Raw genomic sequence first — 18,388 nt, 5'->3', positions numbered from 1 at the left:
GCATACAATTATTACCCAGTTGATTAAGATTGAAATAGACAGTATAATACAGCCCTATTTCAAAGCTCTGTAATACAGACAGCTTTCTGATTTTAAAGTTTATGTTTGACGACCATAGCGAGTTGGTCCCACGCCTTCCCATCCCGAACAGGACCGTGAAACGACTTAGCGCCGATGATAGTGTGGATTACCCATGTGAAAGTAGGTCATCGTCAAACGCCCCATTCTAAAGCCCTGATGCAAACGCATCAGGGCTTTATTCATTCTTAAAGATAGCTTTAAATATAATACACATTCATATAAACAAGCGTCCTGTAAACTTTACAGGACGCTTGTTGGTTTATCGAATGCTTCCAAGCAATTTTAAACAGGGTGTTATTACAGATTAAAACGGATTCAGATATTCAAATTAAGCTGCTGATAATAAATCTACCATGGCTTCTTCGCCTAAGGTATTCACTGCAATAATAAAAATATTTAGATATTTCAAACGGTATTCAGGCTCTAAGGACATGATAGATTCTAAACATTCTGCTTTATTTTTGGTTGTGAAATTGGCGATTAAAATTTCGATACGTTGTTCGATTAATCCAGCCTTTTGAGAAGCATGCAGTTTCATGATGTTAGTCCTTAGAATCAAATTGTTTGGAAGTTATTTGATATAGAGCAAACTTCATGCCAATTTTATCGATAGCATCACATAATAAATTTTTGATAAAAAAGCGTCCTGTAAATATTTACAGGACGCTTTCAATGACAATATATTGATTAATTTTGCAAAATGGCTACTGCTGGCAATTCTTTACCTTCTAAAAATTCTAAGAATGCACCGCCGCCAGTTGAAATATAACTGATTTGGTCGGTGACGCCAAATTTGGCAATCGCTGCCAAAGTGTCACCGCCACCTGCGATAGAAAAAGCATCGCTTTGAGCAATGGCTTGTGCCAAAGATTGGCTGCCTGAGGCAAATTGGTCAAATTCAAAGACGCCAACTGGACCATTCCAAACCACAGTACCCGCTTGAGCAATGATGTTTGCCAAAACTTTTTGTGAGTTGGGACCAATATCCAAAATCATGTCGTCGTCTTCTACGTCATTGATGTCCTTAGTGATGGCTTCGGCATCGGTGCTGAAAGATTTTGCTACAATCACATCGCTAGGCAATGGTACTGAACCGCCTTTGGCTTCAATCGCTGCGATAATTTTTTTTGCTTCTTCTACCAAATCGGTTTCTACTAAAGATTTACCAATATTGTGACCTTGAGCCAATAAGAAAGTATTGGCAATACCGCCACCGACGATCAATTGGTCTACTTTTTGGCTTAAGCTTTCCAAAATAGTCAATTTGGTGGATACTTTGCTGCCACCGACAATCGCTACCACAGGTGCTTTCGGGCTTTCAATGGCTTGGCTTAATGCATCCAATTCTGCCGATAACAACAAGCCTGCACAAGCAATCGGTGCAAATTGAGAAACGGCATGAGTAGAGGCTTGGGCGCGGTGAGCAGCACTAAAAGCATCGAACACAAACACATCACACAAAGCCGCATACGCTTTGCCCAATTCTGGGTCGTTGGCTTTTTCACCGACATTGACACGGACGTTTTGCAGCATGATGACTTGACCTGATTTTGGTTCAGGTTTGGCATCGCGCCAGTTTTCAGCAATTTGAATGTCTTGATTGAGTAATTTGCTTAGGCGTTTGGCAATAGGCAAAACATTGTCTTCGGGCTTCAAAATACCTTCTTTTGGGCGACCCAAATGCACCATTAAAATCACACCTGCACCACGCTCTAAGCAGTATTCAATGCTTGGTAAAGATGCACGAATGCGAGTGTCATCAGTGATGACACCATCGTTCAATGGGACATTCATGTCCACACGAATCAAAACAGTTTTATTGGTTACATCAATATTCTTTAAGCTAGCGTAATTCATGGACTTTGTAGTTTATGGTTGTGTATAAAGGCGGAATTATCCTATATCAAACAGGGTTTAGCCAAGTTGTTACATCAAATCCAGCCCATTAATTCATTTGAAATCATAGAGCAAAGTGTCTCTATCCATGCCGATTCGGTATTCAAACAGGGTACGTAAGTATATTCAGTGCCGCCAGCAGCTTCAAACTGTGCTTTACCTGCAATGGCAATTTCTTCCAAAGTTTCTAAACAATCGGCGCTGAAACCTGGACAAAAAACGGCAATTTTTTTAACGCCTTGCTTGGGTAAAGTATCAAGCAAATTTTGCGTGGATGGTTCTACCCATTTGGCACGTCCAAAACGACTTTGAAATGCTGTTATACAATGTTCATTGTCTAAGCCCAGATGCTGAGCGAGCAATTGAGATGTTTGTAAACACTCTGCTTGATAAGGGTCGCCTGCATCAATGTGATTTTGTGGCACGCCATGGTAACTGAATACAATGCGGTCATAAGTGTGCAATTGAGGCAAATGTTGGCGCAAATGTTGCGACATCGCACTGATATAACCTGCATGTTCACCATAGCTGCGTAGCGTGCGTATCGATGGCATATTGCGCTGTTTCATCAAGTCTGCATACAGTTTGTCTAAAGCTGCACCTGTGGCGGAGCCTGAGTATTGCGGATACAAAGGCAAGATGAAAATTCGTCCTATGCCTTGTTGTTTAAAATGCTCGATTTGTGTGGCAATGCTGGGTTGACCATATGTCATTGCATAGTCAACGGTGACATCTAATTTTTTGGCTTGAAAATAAGTTTGTATAGCGGCAGTTTGTGCTTGCAAAATCACAGCCAACGGAGAGCCTTGTTCTGTCCACACTTTTTGATAGTTTTCTGCACTGGCTTTCGGGCGTCTGGTTAAAATAGCACCACGCAAAATAGGTTGCCACACAGCAGCAGGCAATTCAACCACGCGTGTATCAGATAAAAATTCTTTTAAAAATGGTTTGACGGACGCAGCTTCAGGACGCTCAGGTGTGCCCAAATTCATCAGCAAAACCCCTACTTTTTGAGTGAGGGTACGCTGAGGTTCTTTTTTGAATAAAGCCATATTCACTCCAACGTTCGTTTGGCTAAAATTTGGCGGCTGCCACCCAGTTCTGGAGCAGACACAATACCAGCACGCTCCAATTCTTCCATCAAATTGGCGGCGCGATTGTAGCCGATGCGCAAATGGCGTTGTAAAGATGAAATCGAGGTTTTACGAGTATTCAAAATGAATTCAACTGCTTGATCAAACAGTTCATCGTGTTTCTCCGCGCCGCCTGCGCTGCCGCTGCCTGCTTCCAGTGCCAAGCCTGCTTCACCGCTGAGCAAGCCTTCTACATATTGGGCAGGGGCTTGTGATTTCAGGAAATTGACCACTTGATGCACATCTTCATCACGCACAAAACCGGCATGCAAGCGGGTTGGCTCGGCAGTGCCCGGTGGCAAGAACAACATGTCGCCTTTGCCAAGCAAATTTTCTGCACCGCCTTGATCTAAAATGGTGCGAGAATCAATTTTGCTAGACACTTGAAAGGCAATGCGTGTTGGAATATTGGCTTTGATTAAACCTGTAATCACATCGACCGATGGACGTTGGGTCGCCAAAATCAAATGAATGCCTGCAGCACGGGCTTTTTGTGCCAAACGGGCAATTTGTTGCTCAACTTTTTTGCCTTCCACCATCATTAAGTCTGCCAATTCATCGATGATGACGACAATATGCGGCAGCGCTTCCAAAGGTTCAGGCTCATCAGGTGTGAGGCTAAATGGGTTAAACAACGGTTTTTGATTGGCAATAGCGGCCTGAATTTTCTCGTTATAGCTGCTCAATTGACGCACACCGATATGAGCCAGCAAACGATAACGGCGTTCCATCTCTGCCACACACCAATTTAAAGCATTGCTTGCATGTTTCATATCGGTGACCACAGGTGCCAATAGATGTGGAATGTCTTCATAAACCGACAACTCCAACATTTTTGGGTCCACCATAATAAAACGCACTTCGGCAGGTGTGGCTTTGTAGAGCATGGACAAAATCATCGTATTGATTGCCACAGATTTGCCTGAGCCAGTTGTCCCTGCGACCAAAACATGCGGCATTTTCGCCAAATCAGCGACCACAGGCACACCTGCAATGTCTTTGCCCATGGCCAAAGTCAGTTTGGATGGCGCTTGGTCAAAAACCGCAGCATTGAGCAACTCTCGAAATGAAACATCTTGGCGGAAGCTGTTGGGCAATTCTATGCCCATGGTTTTTTTACCCGCGATGGTTTCGACCACACGCACGCTTTGTAAGGCTAAAGCGCGCGCCAAATCTTTGGCCAAATTGACGATTTGGCTGCCTTTGATACCTGAGGCAGGTTCAATTTCATAACGGGTAATGACGGGTCCTGTGGTGGCGCTCACCACTTGTACACTCACGCCAAATTCTGCCAATTTGGTTTCAATCAATTGTGCTGTGGCTTGTAATTGTTCAGGATTGAGCGCAGCTGTGGGAGTAGAAGCGGCCTGTAACAGATCCAATGAGGGCAAATCGGTACGCAAATGGGCTGCTTGTTGTTTGCCCTTGGTATTATTGTTTTCAAACAAAGAAGTTTGTACGGGAATGGCTGTTTTAGGGCTGTTTTGAGCATGAGCCTCATTTGTTGAAGTCGATTCTGAGGCTGTTTTATTGGTTGTGGAGGTATTTTTTTTGCGATTGCTGTTAGCACCTGTTGGTGCCTCCACAGGAATGGCGGTGATGTCTTCTACCGCTTCGACTGTTTGGCGCATGGTTTTGGGTTGAGGCAATTCACGGATAAGTTTGCTAGGGCGTTTGACCAAATGAAACCACAACCATTGGCTATTGGTTTTGATTTTGTCACCCATTTCTTGCCATGTCATTTGCAACATCAATGACAAACCAAGCAACATTAATAAGACACTAATGGCGATACCACTAGAACGACCAATACCATAGTCTAGCATTGGCGTGATGGTTTGCCCCCATAGGCCGCCTGTACCAATCGGTAATGAGCTGTTCCAAGTGATAGGCAATAGCCAATGTTCTAATAAGCTGCTACCTGCAATCATGATGCTGGTACCCAGAATACTTAAACCTAAATGATGGTGGTCATCGATTTTTTTGGCGACCAATAACGGTTTAAAGGCGCGAAACAATAAAATACATGCTTCAATAATCACCCACCAAATGGACAAACCAAATAAATAATAGGCAATATCGGCAATATAAGCACCCACCACGCCGCCAATATTTTGAATATTATCGCTATCGGCACTGCGGCTAAAGGCAGGGTCGCTCATGTCAAAGCTGAACAAAGCGGCGCCTAAAAATAAGGTCGCTAACAAAGCTACCAACCAAATGGCATCATTAAAGGCTGTGAAAATTTGAAAGCCCAAATCTTTTTGTTGCGCCAATTGTTTGTTACTGACCACGCCACGCTTGGGCGGGTTGAGTGAGGATTTACGTGAGGTGGTTTTTTTTCTCATACACAACATCTATATTTTTTAAAATCAAGCCAAATAAACCGCGCCCAAACAGCGAGGTCCTTTTGCTCCTGTGACGGTAGCGGCATTGCTTGGTAAACCTAGAAGACGACGAGCCGCCAACCAAGCAAATGCTGCAGCTTCCATCCATTGTGGATGTAAATTCAAAGCTTCGGTACTATGCCATGAAGCTTGGGGTAATAATGCTCGTAAGCGTTGCATTAGCAAAGGATTGTAAACACCACCGCCGCAGACATATACTTCATGCGGATTGAATAGTGCAATGTCTTGACTCAAGCTGACCGCTGTCAGTTCAAGCAAAGTGCGCAAAACATTTACAGGACGCTCATTGCCGCTTAAATAAGTTTCTAACCATGCCAAATCGAATAAATCACGTCCTGTTGATTTGGGATAAGGCGTGTGAAAATAAGGATGCGCTAACCAAGTTTGTAACAATTCAGGCAAAACCTCACCTTGTTGGGCATGGTTGCTGTTGTCATCGTAAGCGATGCCAAAATGGCGTTGCACCCAAGCATCCATTAACATGTTTCCCGGACCTGTATCAAAACCCAGTGGTGCTTGTTCAGGACGCAACACGCTGATGTTGGCAATGCCACCGATATTGGCCAATACACGCGTGTGTGGCGTGTTGCCAAACAAAGCAGCATGAAAAGCGGGCACCAATGGAGCTCCTTGACCGCCTGCGGCCAAATCACGGCTGCGAAAATCACCGACCACATCAATGCCTGTCAATTCAGCGAGCAAAGACCAATCGGCAATTTGCAAACTGTAAGCTTGTTCAGGCACATGGCGTATGGTTTGACCGTGACAACCAATAGCGGCAATGTCACCCGCGTTTAAATGTTCTGCTTGTAATAATTGAGCGACCGCTTGTGCATACAATTTGCTTAATTGTTGCGCCAAAATGGCGGTTTGATGCAATTCGTTAGCGCCTTGTTGTTGCAAAGCCAAAACTTGGGTTTTGATAGATTCAGGATAAGGCACATAACTGTGTGCCAACGCACCTTGCCATGTTGCGCCTTGCATGCCAATTAAAACCGCATCAACGCCATCCAAGCTGGTGCCAGACATCAAACCAATATAATAAGTCATGGATTCTTCTTTACAAGCTCAATCAAAAATATGTTACAAAAGCCTGTTTATCATACTACAAAATGCTCTGATTGCGCCGATTGATGCGGTGTTGCTGCCATATTGCCTGACTTGTATCAGGCTTTTTTCGCCGTCAACTATTGAAATGCCAAACTGATGTTGGGCAAGGGGAGAAAATCAAGAATTTTTGAAGATTAAGCGTCCTGAAAACTTTGCTAAAAGCCAAAATTTCAGGTAGGATAAGCCTCCTTTTTATGCACCCATAGCTCAGTTGGAAGAGCGTCAGTTTCCGAAGCTGGAGGCCACAGGTTCGATCCCTGTTGGGTGCGCCAATGAATGTTCAAGCATTGCTTTGAAGCGATGCCAATTTTGGCATTTGATTTGCCACAAATGATGGAAAACTAAAAAAGACAAGTGCGGATTCAACCGGTCAGCGCAACACCTGTTTGAAAGACCTCAAGAGGTGTTTTAAAGCCCAAGATTTTTCTCGGCCTAGTATTAAGTTGCAAAGCAATTTTATCTAATTGTTCTTGTGAATAAAGACCAAGATTTTTACCTTTGGGTAAATATTGTCTTAAAAGCCCATTTGTATTTTCATTTGTGCCTTTTTGCCAAGGACTGCTAGCATCACAGAAATAAACAGACATATTGCATTGAGCAGTTAAAAGATGGTGTTTAGACATTTCATGACCTCTATCCCAAGTCAGTGTTTGCCTGATGGATGAAGGTAATCCAGCTAATTGGTCAATGACAGCCTTTATAACAGATATGGATTTTTTATCAGCCGTTTTACCTAGCAATGTATAACGAGATTTGCGTTCTACCAAAGTCACTATTGCTGAAGCTAATGTGCCAATAATCATATCTCCTTCCCAATGACCAACATACTGTCTGTCTTTAATCTCTTTAGGGCGGTCCCAAATTGACTTTAAATTTGGAATCTGCTGCTTACCAGAGTTGTGATGATTGCGGGCGTGGCGAAACATTCTTTTTCTGCGAAGATGTCTTTTTAGCTTTGGAGGCAGAATGTTTTTTTTTCAGCAGATACAGTGATTTGTATATGGTTTCATAAGAAACATGCATCGATGGATTATGAGGAAACTGTATGAATTTCAGCCAGCCTGCTATTTGTTCGGGAGACCAACAACATGACAGTTTATCAATAACCATCTGTTTTAATAATGAATTGCTTTATAAAATAAAAGATTTTGGCCTTTTTGCTTTCTTTAAAGCCAATTGCTCTGCTAAATAAGCCCTGTATTTATGAGCACCTCCATTACGTGAAACCTCACGCGAAATGGTCGATGGCGATCGATTTAATTGGCGACTTATGGCTCTTAAACTCAGTCCTGCTACCAATGCTCGAGAAATGCATTCGCGCTCTTGCAAGGTTAAATCGGTCGCTTTTCGGCGTCGAATATCAGGTTCAATACCACCATGGTATTCTAGAAATGAGTAAACGGTCGCAGGTGGTTTCATAATGTCTTTGGCAATGAAGGCCATAGGCTTTCCCTGCTTCCATAGAAACCAGATTCGTTTCTTACGTTCATCAGTCATTGCTCCATGTATGGAAACCATAACAATCCTTTTAACATAAAAAGTAGGATTGGTGTTGCGCTGACCGGTTGAATCCGCAAGCGCCAATCCTTTGACAAGGTCGGCGCTTTTTTTGTGAGAGCAACATTTTCAGGCGATGACCAAATTGGCTGGCAAATGGTCCAAAGTATGGGTTTTGTGCCATTTTAATTGATGCAAACCTTGCAGTACTATGTGGTGATTTTGTTGTGTGTCTGAATTAGGGTACTCTTTTAGTCGGTGCAAACCACGCGTTTCCAAGCGTTGTGAAGCGGCTAAAAAGACCATGTGAGCATCCAAAAGCAAAACCGCACTTTCACGCGCGCTGACCCATTCAGATGCGTTGCGTCCACCCAAATAACCACCTTGCTCTTGCCACAAGGCATCCAATTGTTGCTGTGATGTGTTCACTTGAGCTGTGGTGCGAAACACATTGCGTTCAATCGGTAAAATATGTTTTTGTACTTCAGCAATCACTTCCTGTCCTGAAACGCTGATAGCATGTTCTGGTCGCAAACCTGTTTTACCCAATCCTTCAATATTGTCATGGTGCTCAGGCGTGTGGGTTTGGGCCCAAGTGGCGGCATGTTTGCCTGCTTTTTTGGCCGAAACCAAACACCATGCAATGGCAGGACCTGCGCCACTCATGGCGGCGCCTGTCATTTTGGAGCGTTCCGTGACATCGCCAACGGCATACAAACCGGGTATGCCTGTTTGAGCGTGCTCATCCACGACAATACCACCGACTGACCTTACCAAGCCTTCGTAACGCAATTCAATGGGAAATTTTTCGGTGTATGGGTCAATGCCCAAGTTTTGGAAATGGTGGTAAATGCTGGGGACATTTTTGGCATAAATTTTCAAACCTTCATTGGCTTTGTTCATCGATGCAAACGCACCGCCAGTGTCCAAAATGGCTTGGCCTATGGTGTGGACTGATTCCCAGCCATTGCCTTGCAATTCTTGTCCATTGGCATCGTAAAATGAAGCACTTGAAAGCCAAAAGCCTTTGGTGGTGGCGCTGCCTAATGGTGAAATGCCATAGTGACCGCTGAATTCCATGCCTGAAAATTGCGCCCCAGCTTCCGCTGCAAACAAATGGCCATCACCTGTGGTGTCGTGTGTGCCCATGGCTCCTGAGCGAAAGGCATTGCCGCCCGTTGCCAAAATCACTGCGCCTGCTAAAACCGACCATGTTTTTTCAGTTGTTTTGTGCACGCCATTGGCACCGACAATGTTGCCGTCTTGGTGCCGCAACAATTCCAAAGCTGGACTTTCATCCAAAATGGTCACGCCAGCACTCAACAATAGTTGGCGAAAAAAACCAAGCGCTTCGTGCTCATCAAATGCCAATAAGTTACTGCGTACACCATTGATGTCAGGCCGATTGACGGGGGAGACAAAACCCAATTTTTGTAGTTCCAGTGCAATTTTGTAGCTTTCACCAAAAACGTATCGGACAAAATCCAAGTTGTCCATGCCTTCGGCAGCGAGGTGGCGTGAGTGAACCAACTTTTCATTGTATTCATCCGCCCCTGGAATCAAATAAGCTGCGCTGCCACTGGCTTGCGCCACCACACCTGCAACACCGACTCGTGATTTGTCACACACCACCACACGCTCAGCGCCATTTTGTCTGGCCACCATTGCTGCCCAACAGCCTGCAATGCTGCCACCAATAACCAAAACATCGGCTTGAATGCGATGATCGACTTTTTGTTCTCTTGCTTTTATTGCTTGGAAGGCAAATGCCATTTTGGTCCCCTTGATTGGAATTTATATATTCTATTTTGTATAAAATATACTTTTCAAATAATTTTTTAGAATATAAATAGAAGCAAAATATCTTTTTGTTTTTAAATTTTTATTTTTAATATGTATTGGTTATATAAGATGATGGAAAAATAAAATGAGGCAATGGCAAAACAAACAAAAATGGCAGCAATGGCTGGGTTTGGTAATGGGTGTGTTGGCTTTGGCAGCGTGCCAACCACAAAAAGCGGCTGTGGATGCCAAGCAAAGCCAAGCCATTGCCAATGAAGAGTTGCGCATCGGTTACATCGGTCCTAGTAAAACCGCAGGTGGTGCTGTTGGTTGGGCATTGCACCAAGGGTCTTTGCAAAAAGCGGTGGCACCGATTGGTTTTGGTAGTGTGAAAGAGTATGTGTTTGCCAATGGACCAGATTTGAGTGAGGCTTTGTTGAGCAATAAATTGGATGTGGGCATTTTTGGTGACACGCCTGCTTTGACCGCCCAAGCCAATCGTGGTGGCAGTACCTTGATTGGTTTCAATGCAGTAGGGCACGATGTGTGGCTGATGGGACGCGAAGGCATTGAAACCTTGGCGGATTTGGAAGGTAAAAATGTCGGTGTGCCTAATGGTTCTTACATGCACCGCTACGTCAGTGGTTTGATTTCACAAGGCTTGCTTAAAAATGTGACGCTCAACTATTTGTTGCCCCGCGATGCACAATCGGCGTTAAGTCGCGGTGACATCGATGCTTTTGCCGCGCCAATTCAATTGGGACCGCAATTGCAAGCGTTGAATTACAACACCGTTGATTTGGCGAGCAAACATGGTTTAGAGGACAACAGTGTGATTGTGGTGACGGATGAATTTTTAAGCAGAAATCCACAATTTTTCAAAACCTTCGATTCAGTGCGTCGCCAAGCGGTCAAAGAGTTGCAAGCGCAACCGGATGCGTATTATCAATATTATTTGAAATACACCGATTACAAAGAACCCATCATTCGGGCATCTTTTCCGATGAGCACTTATTTGGAAGACACTTTCCCTGAAAAAGGCATGGCTTTGCTAGCAGGCACCAAAAGCTTTTTGTTGCAGCAAAAAATTGTCCAAAAAGATGTGAATGTGGACAAATGGTTGATCAATACCAATTGAGTTTTGGTATGTTGTATTCAAGCGTCCTGTAAGGTTACAGGACGCTTGAATTGAGATATTTTGAAAATGTTGGGGGTGGTCAAATGCAATCACGCAAACGGTAATACATTTTGCCCAAAGCTTCTAAAGGTGCGGCAAAACGGTCATTGCCAATGAAATTGGGATTGTGCAATTCTTGGTAGCGTTGGAGGCGAGTGGTATTGCCTAAAATCGCTTCCGAAACCGCGCGAGCCGCCGCTAGCGTGGGCAAAATACCGTGTCCTGAAAAGCCTTGTAGCCAATAGACATCGTTGTGTTGACCCACATCAGGCGTACGCCGCACCGTACAATCCAAATGTCCGCCCCATGCATAATCTATTTTAACGTGTTTCAATTGTGGAAAAACCCGTGTCATCATCGGTTGCATGAATGCGGCAATGTCTTTAGGCAAGCCACCCATATACGTACAACCACCGCCAAACAACAAACGTTTGTCTGCGCTCAAGCGAAAATAATCCAAAATAAATTGGTTGTCGGTAACGCAAACATTGGTTGGCAATAAAGATTGCCACAAAGCTTCATCCAAAACTTCAGTCGCCACTTGCAAACAGCCGACAGGCAAAATGCGTTTTTTCAAGGTCGCATCCAAATCATCAATATACGCATTGCATGCTAAAACCAAACGTTGGCAACGAATTTGACCTTGGGGCGTATTGACCAAAAAACCGTTTTTTTGGCGTTGGTAATTCAAAGCAGGTGTTTGTTCAAAAATCGGAACATGATGGCGTTGCAAAGTATCGGCTATGCCATAACACAATTTCATTGGGTGTAAGTGCCCACCGTTGTTATCTAGCAAACCCGCTTGATAGCGATTGGACGCAATGTATTGGGGCAAATCTTGTTTGGCAATGAATTGCAAACCTTCATAATGCCATTTGTTGGCTGCGTCTTCTTGCCACTTTTTCAAACTATCCACACGTGAAGGTTTGACTGCACACCACAAATGTCCCACTTGATAATCCACTTCAAAACCATGTCGCAATGGCAAATCTCGAATTTCTTGTCCCGCCCATTCCATGTCTTGCCACAACGCCAAAGCATCGCCATAGCCCAAATCATGTTCCAGCGGTTCCATATCGCAAGACCAGCCTAAAATCGCTTGTCCACCATTGCGTCCTGAAGCTGCCCAAGCAATGCGGCTCGCTTCAATGATGGCCACATCGGTGTGCCCGTTTTCTATTAGTTTTAATGCCGTATGCAAACCACTGAAGCCTGCGCCCACAATCAAAACATCACATTCTAAAGCGTCCTGTAATGGTGGAAAAGTAGTCCAATTTTGGCTCTGAGCATAATAAGAATTGATGTGTTGCTGTGCAGATTGAAACATGACATATCCTTAAATTGGCTGTTTGATTCCAATATCAGTGTAGCGATAAGGCTTGTTTATGCACAACAAATATTGATTTGAAATTTAAAAATGACTAAAACATAAATTTATTTGATGTTAATATTTAGATGATTGGCATCAAAATAAAATCAAGCCAAATCAAATCCATACTACAAAGGAAGAAAATGACAGCTTATTATCAATTGATTCATCGTGAACACCATGACCATGGTCAAGTCGTTGCCCAATACCAACCTTTACAGGCCGCTCAAGGTGCTTGGAACGAGCATGAGCAACACATGGCGGCGGCTACAGGGATTATTTGTGCCGAGTTGGAGCAGTTTCAGCCACGCAGCGATGTGCGCATTGGAAAAGTCAATTTGGATATTTGGGGCATGATTCCGCTGAAGCCATTTAGCATTACCACTCAAGTGATTCGGGCAGGGCGCACAATTGAATTGTTGGAAGCGACCATGGCTGTTGGTGGCAGAGCGTGCATCGTGGCGCGTGCGTGGCGAATGCAAACGAGTGATACGAGTGCGATTGCGGGTACAGAAGACCGTGGTATAGTGAATTTTGATGCCTTGCCTGATTGGGATGGCATGAATGTTTGGGGCGGTGGTTTTATTCAGAGTTTGCGTTTTAAAGCCGATAGTGAACGCCGTGCTGGGGCAGGTATTGTATGGCTGAGCAATGATTTGGATATGATTGAAGGACAAACCACGCCTGATTGGGTGCGTTTGATGGGCATGGTCGATACCGCCAATGGCATCGTCACTCGCGCCCAACCGCATGAATGGGCATTTCCGAATTTGGATTTGAACATTGATTTGCTGCGTCTGCCACAAGGCAAATGGCTGGGTTTGGATACGGTACAGCAATATGGCAGCGATGGTATTGGCTTAACGAGCTCGGTTTTGCACGATGAGTTAGGTGTCTTCGGCCGCAGCGAACAGATTCTGACTTTGCGCCAAATGTGATTGGAAGATATCAATAAAAGGCGTCCTGTAAAACTTACAGGACGCCTTTTAGAATATTTATATTGAATTGATAATTTAATTATTTGGAATAAATATATCTTTCATTCATAATATGCCTCGTTTTATTTTAAATAAATGATTGCAGAGTGTGGTATGTCTTATCATCTAGTGGCTATTGTGGTAATTACCCTGGTCAGTCTTATATTTGTCATCTTGACTTTCAAGACTCAAAAAATTTTCAAAGAAGCACCAAGCTTTTTAATTACTTTAGGGATTGCGTTCACATTTTATGGCATTGCCAGTGGTTTGAAGGATTTTGATATTAATGATCCTAGCACCAGTTTAAGTACGTTGATTGATGGTATTAAAACAGTGTTTTGGGGTTCATTTGCGGGCGTTGTTGCAGCATTGCTAATGAGAATTAGCAATGCTGTATTCAAGCAATATCTACCTAAAAAAATGACTAAAGAAGATGAAGCCACGCAAAGATATTTGTTAGAGCATTCTGCTAGTGCCAAATTACAAAAACAAAATCATGATTTATTCATAGTGATGAATAAGACTTTGGAGCAAAATAACCAGCATTTGGTTGATGGATTAGGTCAGTTGGGTGCGAGTTTTTCTGCAAATGCCAAAAATAATTTACAAGATACACTTGGACAAATTTTACCGATTTTGCAGCGTTTAGAGGATTCACAAAACAAATCCCATACAGCTTTGGTAGTGGAAGAATTGCGTATTCTAAAGCAACACATGCAAGGACAGATATTACCAACTTTAGAGCGTTTGGAAGTTTCTCAAAACCAATCACATACCACATTCTTGAATCAGGAAATGGCAAAGTTGCGTTTGTCGTTTGATGAGTTTGCCAAACAGCAAGCTGAGCAAAATGCACAATTGTTTATTCAAGCTTTGGAGCAAGCCATCAAAGATTTCAATGAGCAATTGGCAACTCAATTGGGTGAGAATTTCCGAGAGTTGAATCAGGCAGTCTTTAAGTTGACCAATTGGCAAGAAAATTATGCCCAGCATGTTGAGCATCAAACTGAGGCTTATGAACAAATGGTCGGCTATGTGGAAACCACTAAAGATCAATTTAATCATTTTGCGCATCGAGCACAGAGCTTTTCCAAAGTGGCAGATGCTTTGGATGGTGCATTGGGTACATTGGCACAACGCCAAGAGGCGATTGAGCGGCACTTGAACACGTTCTATCAAGAAATGCAGACTAAAGCATACGATGTGGAACAGTTGCGTCAGCATTTACAAGACTCATTTGATAATATCAAATCTATGCACCAAGAACATCAGCAGCAAATATTAGATTTGACTAACAGTAGCGTACAATATTTCACGCAAATGACGCAAAAACAAGGTGATTTTGCGCAGCGCACCAGTAGAGAAGTGGAGCAATTACAGCAAAAAATTAACCAAGAATTCAGCAGTGCCCAAACCCATTTGCTGGAGCAAATGAGCATGATGCAAAAACAACATGAAAATGCGCTCAATACCTCTTTGCAAGGCTTGGCACGCCAATTGGCATCGTTGTCAGCACAATTTACCAATGATTACGGTCCGATTACGAATAATTTGAAAGAAATTGTCAGAATGAATGTGAGAGCGTGATATGTTGATGCTCAAGCATAACCAAAATCAAGATAGCGCAGATGCAGAACACTGGATCAGTTTGAGCGATTTGATGACAGCGCTGATGATGTTATTTTTACTCATTAGTGTGGTGTATATGATTAAAGTGCAGGATTCAGTTGATATTCCTCGTATTTTTAAAGCCGACCAACAGCAAATGCATGCGCAAATGCATGAGCAATTTAAAGATAAGTTGAATAAATGGGGAGCGGTGTTAAACCCTGATTTGACGGTGCGATTCAATCATCAAGATATTCAATTTGCTACTGGCTCACAGCAGTTACGTCCTGAATTTCAGCGTGCATTGGATGAGTTTTTTCCGCAATATTTGCATATTTTAATGCAAGAAGAGTATCGAGATAAAATCAAAGAGATTCGTATTGAGGGACATACTTCGTCTTTGTGGGTAGAGGGAATGTCAGAAGATGAGGCATACATTAAAAATATGAATTTGTCTCAAGGACGAGCGCAAGAAACTTTGATTTATCTGCTCACACATCCTAGTTTGAATCTAGAAGAACGGCAATGGCTCAAACAAAAATTCCGCGCTATTGGTTTTTCTTCTTCGCAATTACTCAATTCAAAAGGCTTAGATTTACAGGTAAATGAACAAGAAGACACCAAGCAATCGCAACGGGTCGAATTTCGTGTAGTGACCAATACCGAAGACAAAATTCGTGAAATGGTTGGGGATAAATAGCGTTTATGCATATTTTTGATTTTTTACAGGACGATGAATTCAATCAATTGCGTGAGCAAATGAATGCACCGTTGTTGGAAACGACCAATGCTTTTGTGAACGTGGCGGGATTGACACAGCAAGAATGGGTGGCATTGCGTAATGGCGGTTTGGAAATTGACTCCAAACTCATCAAACAAGGCAAAGACGGTACTTTGTCTTACAAAGACGTGCGTGTGACTTTGAACATTCGTGACATCAATGCCAATACTTCACGTGAATTGTCTTTGCCAAAAATTCACATTGGCTATTGTAAAACTTTGGATGAAATGCAAAGAAATGCACGTTTTGAGCGCTACATTGTGTCGATGGAAAAACATATGAATCGGCAAATCAATGTGGTCAAAGACAATCAAACCGTCAATTCAGATGAGCATGAATTGGATGTGTGTCGCAATTGCTTGGGGCTTTTGAGCTGGAAAAGATATCATGGAGGTATGACGTTGGCAGCGAAAAATCAAATTGTGGCAGAATTCAGTTTGGTGGAATTTTTTGAAAAATACCCACAAACCTTGAAATTAGAAGAGTATGAGCAACTGCATACTGAGCAATCGCAACCGAGTAATGTGTATCATAAAAACTGGGCAGAGATTTCGTTGAAAGTGCGTGAGCGCATGAATTGGCAATGTGAAGAGTGTGATGGTGATTTTCGGCACAACAAGCGCCAATTGCACGTTCATCATGTCAATGGTTTGAAGTATGACAATTCTTCAAAAAATTTGCGTGCGTTGTGCCATGATTGCCATGCAAAACAACCTTATCATGGTCATATGTTGGCAAAATCTTAATAGGTATGTCGATTTAAAAAAGCGGCCTGTAAACTTTACAGGACGCTTTAAACATATAAAATCCAAAACTTTACGCTTCGGTTTCCATGCGCATTTCGGCAGCGCGAGCATGCGCGGTTAAGCCTTCGCCGTGTGCCAAGATGCTGGCGATGCTGCCCAATTTTTGTGCGCCTGCTTGAGACACTTGAATGAGGCTAGAGCGTTTTTGGAAGTCGTACACGCCCAAAGGAGAGGCAAAGCGGGCAGTGCGGCTCGTTGGCAAAACGTGGTTGGGGCCTGCGCAATAGTCGCCCAAGCTTTCGCTGGTATACGCACCCATGAAAATCGCGCCTGCGTGGCGGATTTTCGGTGCCCATTGTTCGGCATTTTCAACCGACAATTCCAAATGTTCAGGTGCCAAATAATTTGCCACTTCGCACGCTTCGTCCAAATCTTTCACGAGTACAATTGCGCCGCGGTTGTTTAAGGACGCTTCGATGATGTCACGACGCGGCATGGTTTCAATCAAGCGGCTCATCGCTTCTTGTACTTGTGCTGCATATGTTGCCGAAGTGGAAATCAAAATCGATTGAGCGATTTCGTCGTGTTCGGCTTGGCTGAACAAGTCCATCGCCACCCAGTCAGCTGGCGTTGAACCGTCGGCAATCACTAAAATTTCGCTCGGACCTGCGACCATGTCGATGCCGACAATACCGAATACACGGCGTTTGGCAGCGGCGACAAAAGCGTTACCTGGGCCTGTGATTTTGTCGACTTGTGGAATGGTTTCAGTGCCGTAAGCCAAAGCTGCTACCGCTTGAGCGCCGCCTACAGTGAAAATTTGCGTCACGCCTGCGACATAAGCGGCAGCCAACACGATGTCATTGCGCTCGCCTTTGGGTGTTGGCACAACCATGATGATTTCTTTGACGCCAGCAACGTGAGCAGGCATGGCATTCATCATCACCGAGCTTGGATAAGAAGCTTTGCCACCAGGGACATAAATGCCGACGCGGTCTAAGGCGGTGATTTGCTGACCCAAGACCGTGCCATCTTCATCGGTATATTGCCAAGAAGCTTGTTTTTGATGTTGGTGGTAAGACTCGATGCGTTTGGCAGCAGTGGTCAAGGCGTTTTGCACGTCGCTTGAGCAGCGCTCAAAAGCGGCCTGTAAATCGGCTTGGCTCAAGGTCAAATCCGCCATAGATTGCGCATTCATACCATCAAAACGGTTGGTGTATTCAATCACCGCCGCATCGCCACGGGTTTGTACATCATGACAAATGTCCGCCACGATTTGGTCGACTTTAGGGTCTTGTGCCGTTTCAAAAGCTTGTAAATCTTTGAGTTGTTGCCAAAAATCAGCAGAAGCAGAATTCAGTTGTTTCATGGTGTGTCCAAAATGATGAGAGTCCAATCATGCGCCACAATGTACAGCGGTTTTAGCGGCATAAACATTGTATTTTGTTTGATTATACCGTTAATTTTGCCATGATGATTTTGAAAACTTGTCGTTGGACTGATAGAAATGAACAATCATTGCGGATATTGGTTTGGATGAGGATGAATATTTGGCAGAAGATTGAGGATGGCTTAGAGATGATTGAAGATATCTAAGATGTTGATAGCCGCTGTAAGTCGGAGCATTTTATAAGGTGTTTTTGTTGCAGTGCAACTTTTTTTTCAAAGTGATACTTAATGTTAAAACTATGCATTTTTTTGATACCACATCTAGTGTTAGCTAAGATTGAACTCATATTCATTCATAAGTTATAAAAATAATTATTGTAAATTTTAATCAAACATCATTATTTGTTTTGTATAATTTTTAAACTTTATAGGCA

13 protein-coding genes, 1 tRNA gene, 1 rRNA gene and 1 pseudogene are annotated in these 18,388 nt (G+C 43.4%); 7 read left to right on the top strand and 9 right to left on the bottom strand.

What is annotated here, in order from left to right; translation table 11 throughout:
* The first annotated feature begins 104 nt into the window (after positions 1-104).
* Positions 105-218, top strand: a 5S ribosomal RNA gene (gene rrf / locus ADP71_RS10830).
* A gap of 191 nt (positions 219-409) precedes the next feature.
* Here the strand turns inward: rrf and ADP71_RS10825 are convergent.
* The 5 genes from ADP71_RS10825 to ADP71_RS10805 all read right to left on the bottom strand — a co-directional run bounded on the left by ADP71_RS10825 (position 410) and on the right by ADP71_RS10805 (position 6,568).
* Entirely contained in the window at positions 410-619 is a 210-nt protein-coding gene (locus ADP71_RS10825; RefSeq protein ID WP_171461151.1) for a hypothetical protein, read from the bottom strand.
* 149 nt (positions 620-768) lie between these two features.
* The gene (locus tag ADP71_RS10820) at positions 769-1,938 is read right to left on the bottom strand and encodes a phosphoglycerate kinase (RefSeq protein WP_171461150.1); all 1,170 of its coding nucleotides are present in this window, start codon (positions 1,936-1,938) and stop codon (positions 769-771) included.
* 74 nt (positions 1,939-2,012) lie between these two features.
* Positions 2,013-3,029 carry a ferrochelatase gene (hemH, locus tag ADP71_RS10815; protein WP_019957868.1) on the bottom strand — a complete coding sequence of 339 codons (1,017 nt, stop codon included), beginning with the start codon at positions 3,027-3,029 and terminating at the stop codon, positions 2,013-2,015.
* A gap of 2 nt (positions 3,030-3,031) precedes the next feature.
* A complete protein-coding gene (locus ADP71_RS10810; RefSeq protein ID WP_104932167.1) occupies positions 3,032-5,458 on the bottom strand; it encodes a DNA translocase FtsK in 2,427 nt (808 codons plus the stop codon).
* A 24-nt stretch (positions 5,459-5,482) separates the two neighbouring features.
* Positions 5,483-6,568, bottom strand: a complete 1,086-nt coding sequence (locus ADP71_RS10805; protein WP_019957870.1) for an anhydro-N-acetylmuramic acid kinase — start codon at positions 6,566-6,568, stop codon at positions 5,483-5,485.
* Between the two features lie 256 nt (positions 6,569-6,824).
* Between ADP71_RS10805 and ADP71_RS10800 the strand changes: the two genes are divergently transcribed.
* Positions 6,825-6,900 (top strand) — tRNA-Arg (locus ADP71_RS10800).
* Between the two features lie 90 nt (positions 6,901-6,990).
* Here the strand turns inward: ADP71_RS10800 and ADP71_RS10795 are convergent.
* Positions 6,991-8,125, bottom strand: a pseudogene (locus ADP71_RS10795) (IS30 family transposase).
* A 129-nt stretch (positions 8,126-8,254) separates the two neighbouring features.
* Positions 8,255-9,898: an FAD-binding protein gene (locus ADP71_RS10790; protein WP_171461149.1), complete on the bottom strand. Its 1,644-nt coding sequence runs from the start codon at positions 9,896-9,898 to the stop codon at positions 8,255-8,257.
* Positions 9,899-10,052: 154 nt separating this feature from the next.
* On the opposite strand from ADP71_RS10790, the gene ADP71_RS10785 reads away from it, so the two are divergent.
* Entirely contained in the window at positions 10,053-11,045 is a 993-nt protein-coding gene (locus tag ADP71_RS10785) for an ABC transporter substrate-binding protein (RefSeq protein WP_104932165.1), read from the top strand.
* Between the two features lie 79 nt (positions 11,046-11,124).
* Here the strand turns inward: ADP71_RS10785 and ADP71_RS10780 are convergent, their stop codons facing one another.
* Positions 11,125-12,411, bottom strand: a complete 1,287-nt coding sequence (locus tag ADP71_RS10780; protein ID WP_104932164.1) for an NAD(P)/FAD-dependent oxidoreductase — start codon at positions 12,409-12,411, stop codon at positions 11,125-11,127.
* Between the two features lie 185 nt (positions 12,412-12,596).
* Between ADP71_RS10780 and ADP71_RS10775 the strand changes: the two genes are divergently transcribed.
* From ADP71_RS10775 to ADP71_RS10760, 4 genes are all read left to right on the top strand, one after another.
* On the top strand, positions 12,597-13,391 hold the full coding sequence (locus ADP71_RS10775; RefSeq protein WP_019957875.1) for a thioesterase family protein: 795 nt from the start codon (positions 12,597-12,599) through the stop codon (positions 13,389-13,391).
* A gap of 213 nt (positions 13,392-13,604) precedes the next feature.
* Complete coding sequence (locus ADP71_RS10770; RefSeq protein WP_155970415.1) at positions 13,605-15,017, top strand: hypothetical protein; 1,413 nt, start codon at positions 13,605-13,607, stop codon at positions 15,015-15,017.
* A gap of 7 nt (positions 15,018-15,024) precedes the next feature.
* A complete protein-coding gene (locus ADP71_RS10765; protein ID WP_211206670.1) occupies positions 15,025-15,738 on the top strand; it encodes an OmpA family protein in 714 nt (237 codons plus the stop codon).
* Between the two features lie 5 nt (positions 15,739-15,743).
* Positions 15,744-16,565, top strand: coding sequence for an HNH endonuclease (locus ADP71_RS10760; RefSeq protein WP_019957878.1), 822 nt, complete (start codon positions 15,744-15,746; stop codon positions 16,563-16,565).
* A 70-nt stretch (positions 16,566-16,635) separates the two neighbouring features.
* On the opposite strand, the gene hisD is transcribed toward ADP71_RS10760, so the two are convergent.
* Positions 16,636-17,934 (bottom strand): histidinol dehydrogenase, encoded by a 1,299-nt coding sequence (gene hisD, locus ADP71_RS10755; RefSeq protein WP_104932163.1) that lies wholly within the window; start codon positions 17,932-17,934, stop codon positions 16,636-16,638.
* Positions 17,935-18,388 lie beyond the last annotated feature (454 nt).

Origin of the sequence: Vitreoscilla sp. C1 (genome assembly GCF_002951955.2) — a bacterium.
Taxonomy (GTDB): Bacteria; Pseudomonadota; Gammaproteobacteria; order Burkholderiales; family Neisseriaceae; genus Vitreoscilla; species Vitreoscilla stercoraria.
The sequence above is the reverse complement of the archived record's forward strand: the minus strand, read 5'-3'. Positions and strand labels throughout refer to the sequence as shown.

Excerpts from the sequence above, each read along its gene's own strand:
- ADP71_RS10805 (WP_019957870.1), bottom strand. The coding sequence starts at position 6,568 with ATGACTTATTATATTGGTTTGATGTCTGGCACCAGCTTGGATGGCGTT.
- ADP71_RS10825 (WP_171461151.1), bottom strand. The coding sequence starts at position 619 with ATGAAACTGCATGCTTCTCAAAAGGCTGGATTAATCGAACAACGTATC.
- ADP71_RS10765 (WP_211206670.1), top strand. The coding sequence starts at position 15,025 with ATGCTCAAGCATAACCAAAATCAAGATAGCGCAGATGCAGAACACTGG.
- ADP71_RS10790 (WP_171461149.1), bottom strand. The coding sequence starts at position 9,898 with ATGGCATTTGCCTTCCAAGCAATAAAAGCAAGAGAACAAAAAGTCGAT.
- ADP71_RS10775 (WP_019957875.1), top strand. The coding sequence starts at position 12,597 with ATGACAGCTTATTATCAATTGATTCATCGTGAACACCATGACCATGGT.
- hemH (WP_019957868.1), bottom strand. The coding sequence starts at position 3,029 with ATGGCTTTATTCAAAAAAGAACCTCAGCGTACCCTCACTCAAAAAGTA.
- ADP71_RS10780 (WP_104932164.1), bottom strand. The coding sequence starts at position 12,411 with ATGTTTCAATCTGCACAGCAACACATCAATTCTTATTATGCTCAGAGC.
- ADP71_RS10820 (WP_171461150.1), bottom strand. The coding sequence starts at position 1,938 with ATGAATTACGCTAGCTTAAAGAATATTGATGTAACCAATAAAACTGTT.
- hisD (WP_104932163.1), bottom strand. The coding sequence starts at position 17,934 with ATGAAACAACTGAATTCTGCTTCTGCTGATTTTTGGCAACAACTCAAA.
- ADP71_RS10810 (WP_104932167.1), bottom strand. The coding sequence starts at position 5,458 with ATGAGAAAAAAAACCACCTCACGTAAATCCTCACTCAACCCGCCCAAG.
- ADP71_RS10760 (WP_019957878.1), top strand. The coding sequence starts at position 15,744 with ATGCATATTTTTGATTTTTTACAGGACGATGAATTCAATCAATTGCGT.
- ADP71_RS10785 (WP_104932165.1), top strand. The coding sequence starts at position 10,053 with ATGAGGCAATGGCAAAACAAACAAAAATGGCAGCAATGGCTGGGTTTG.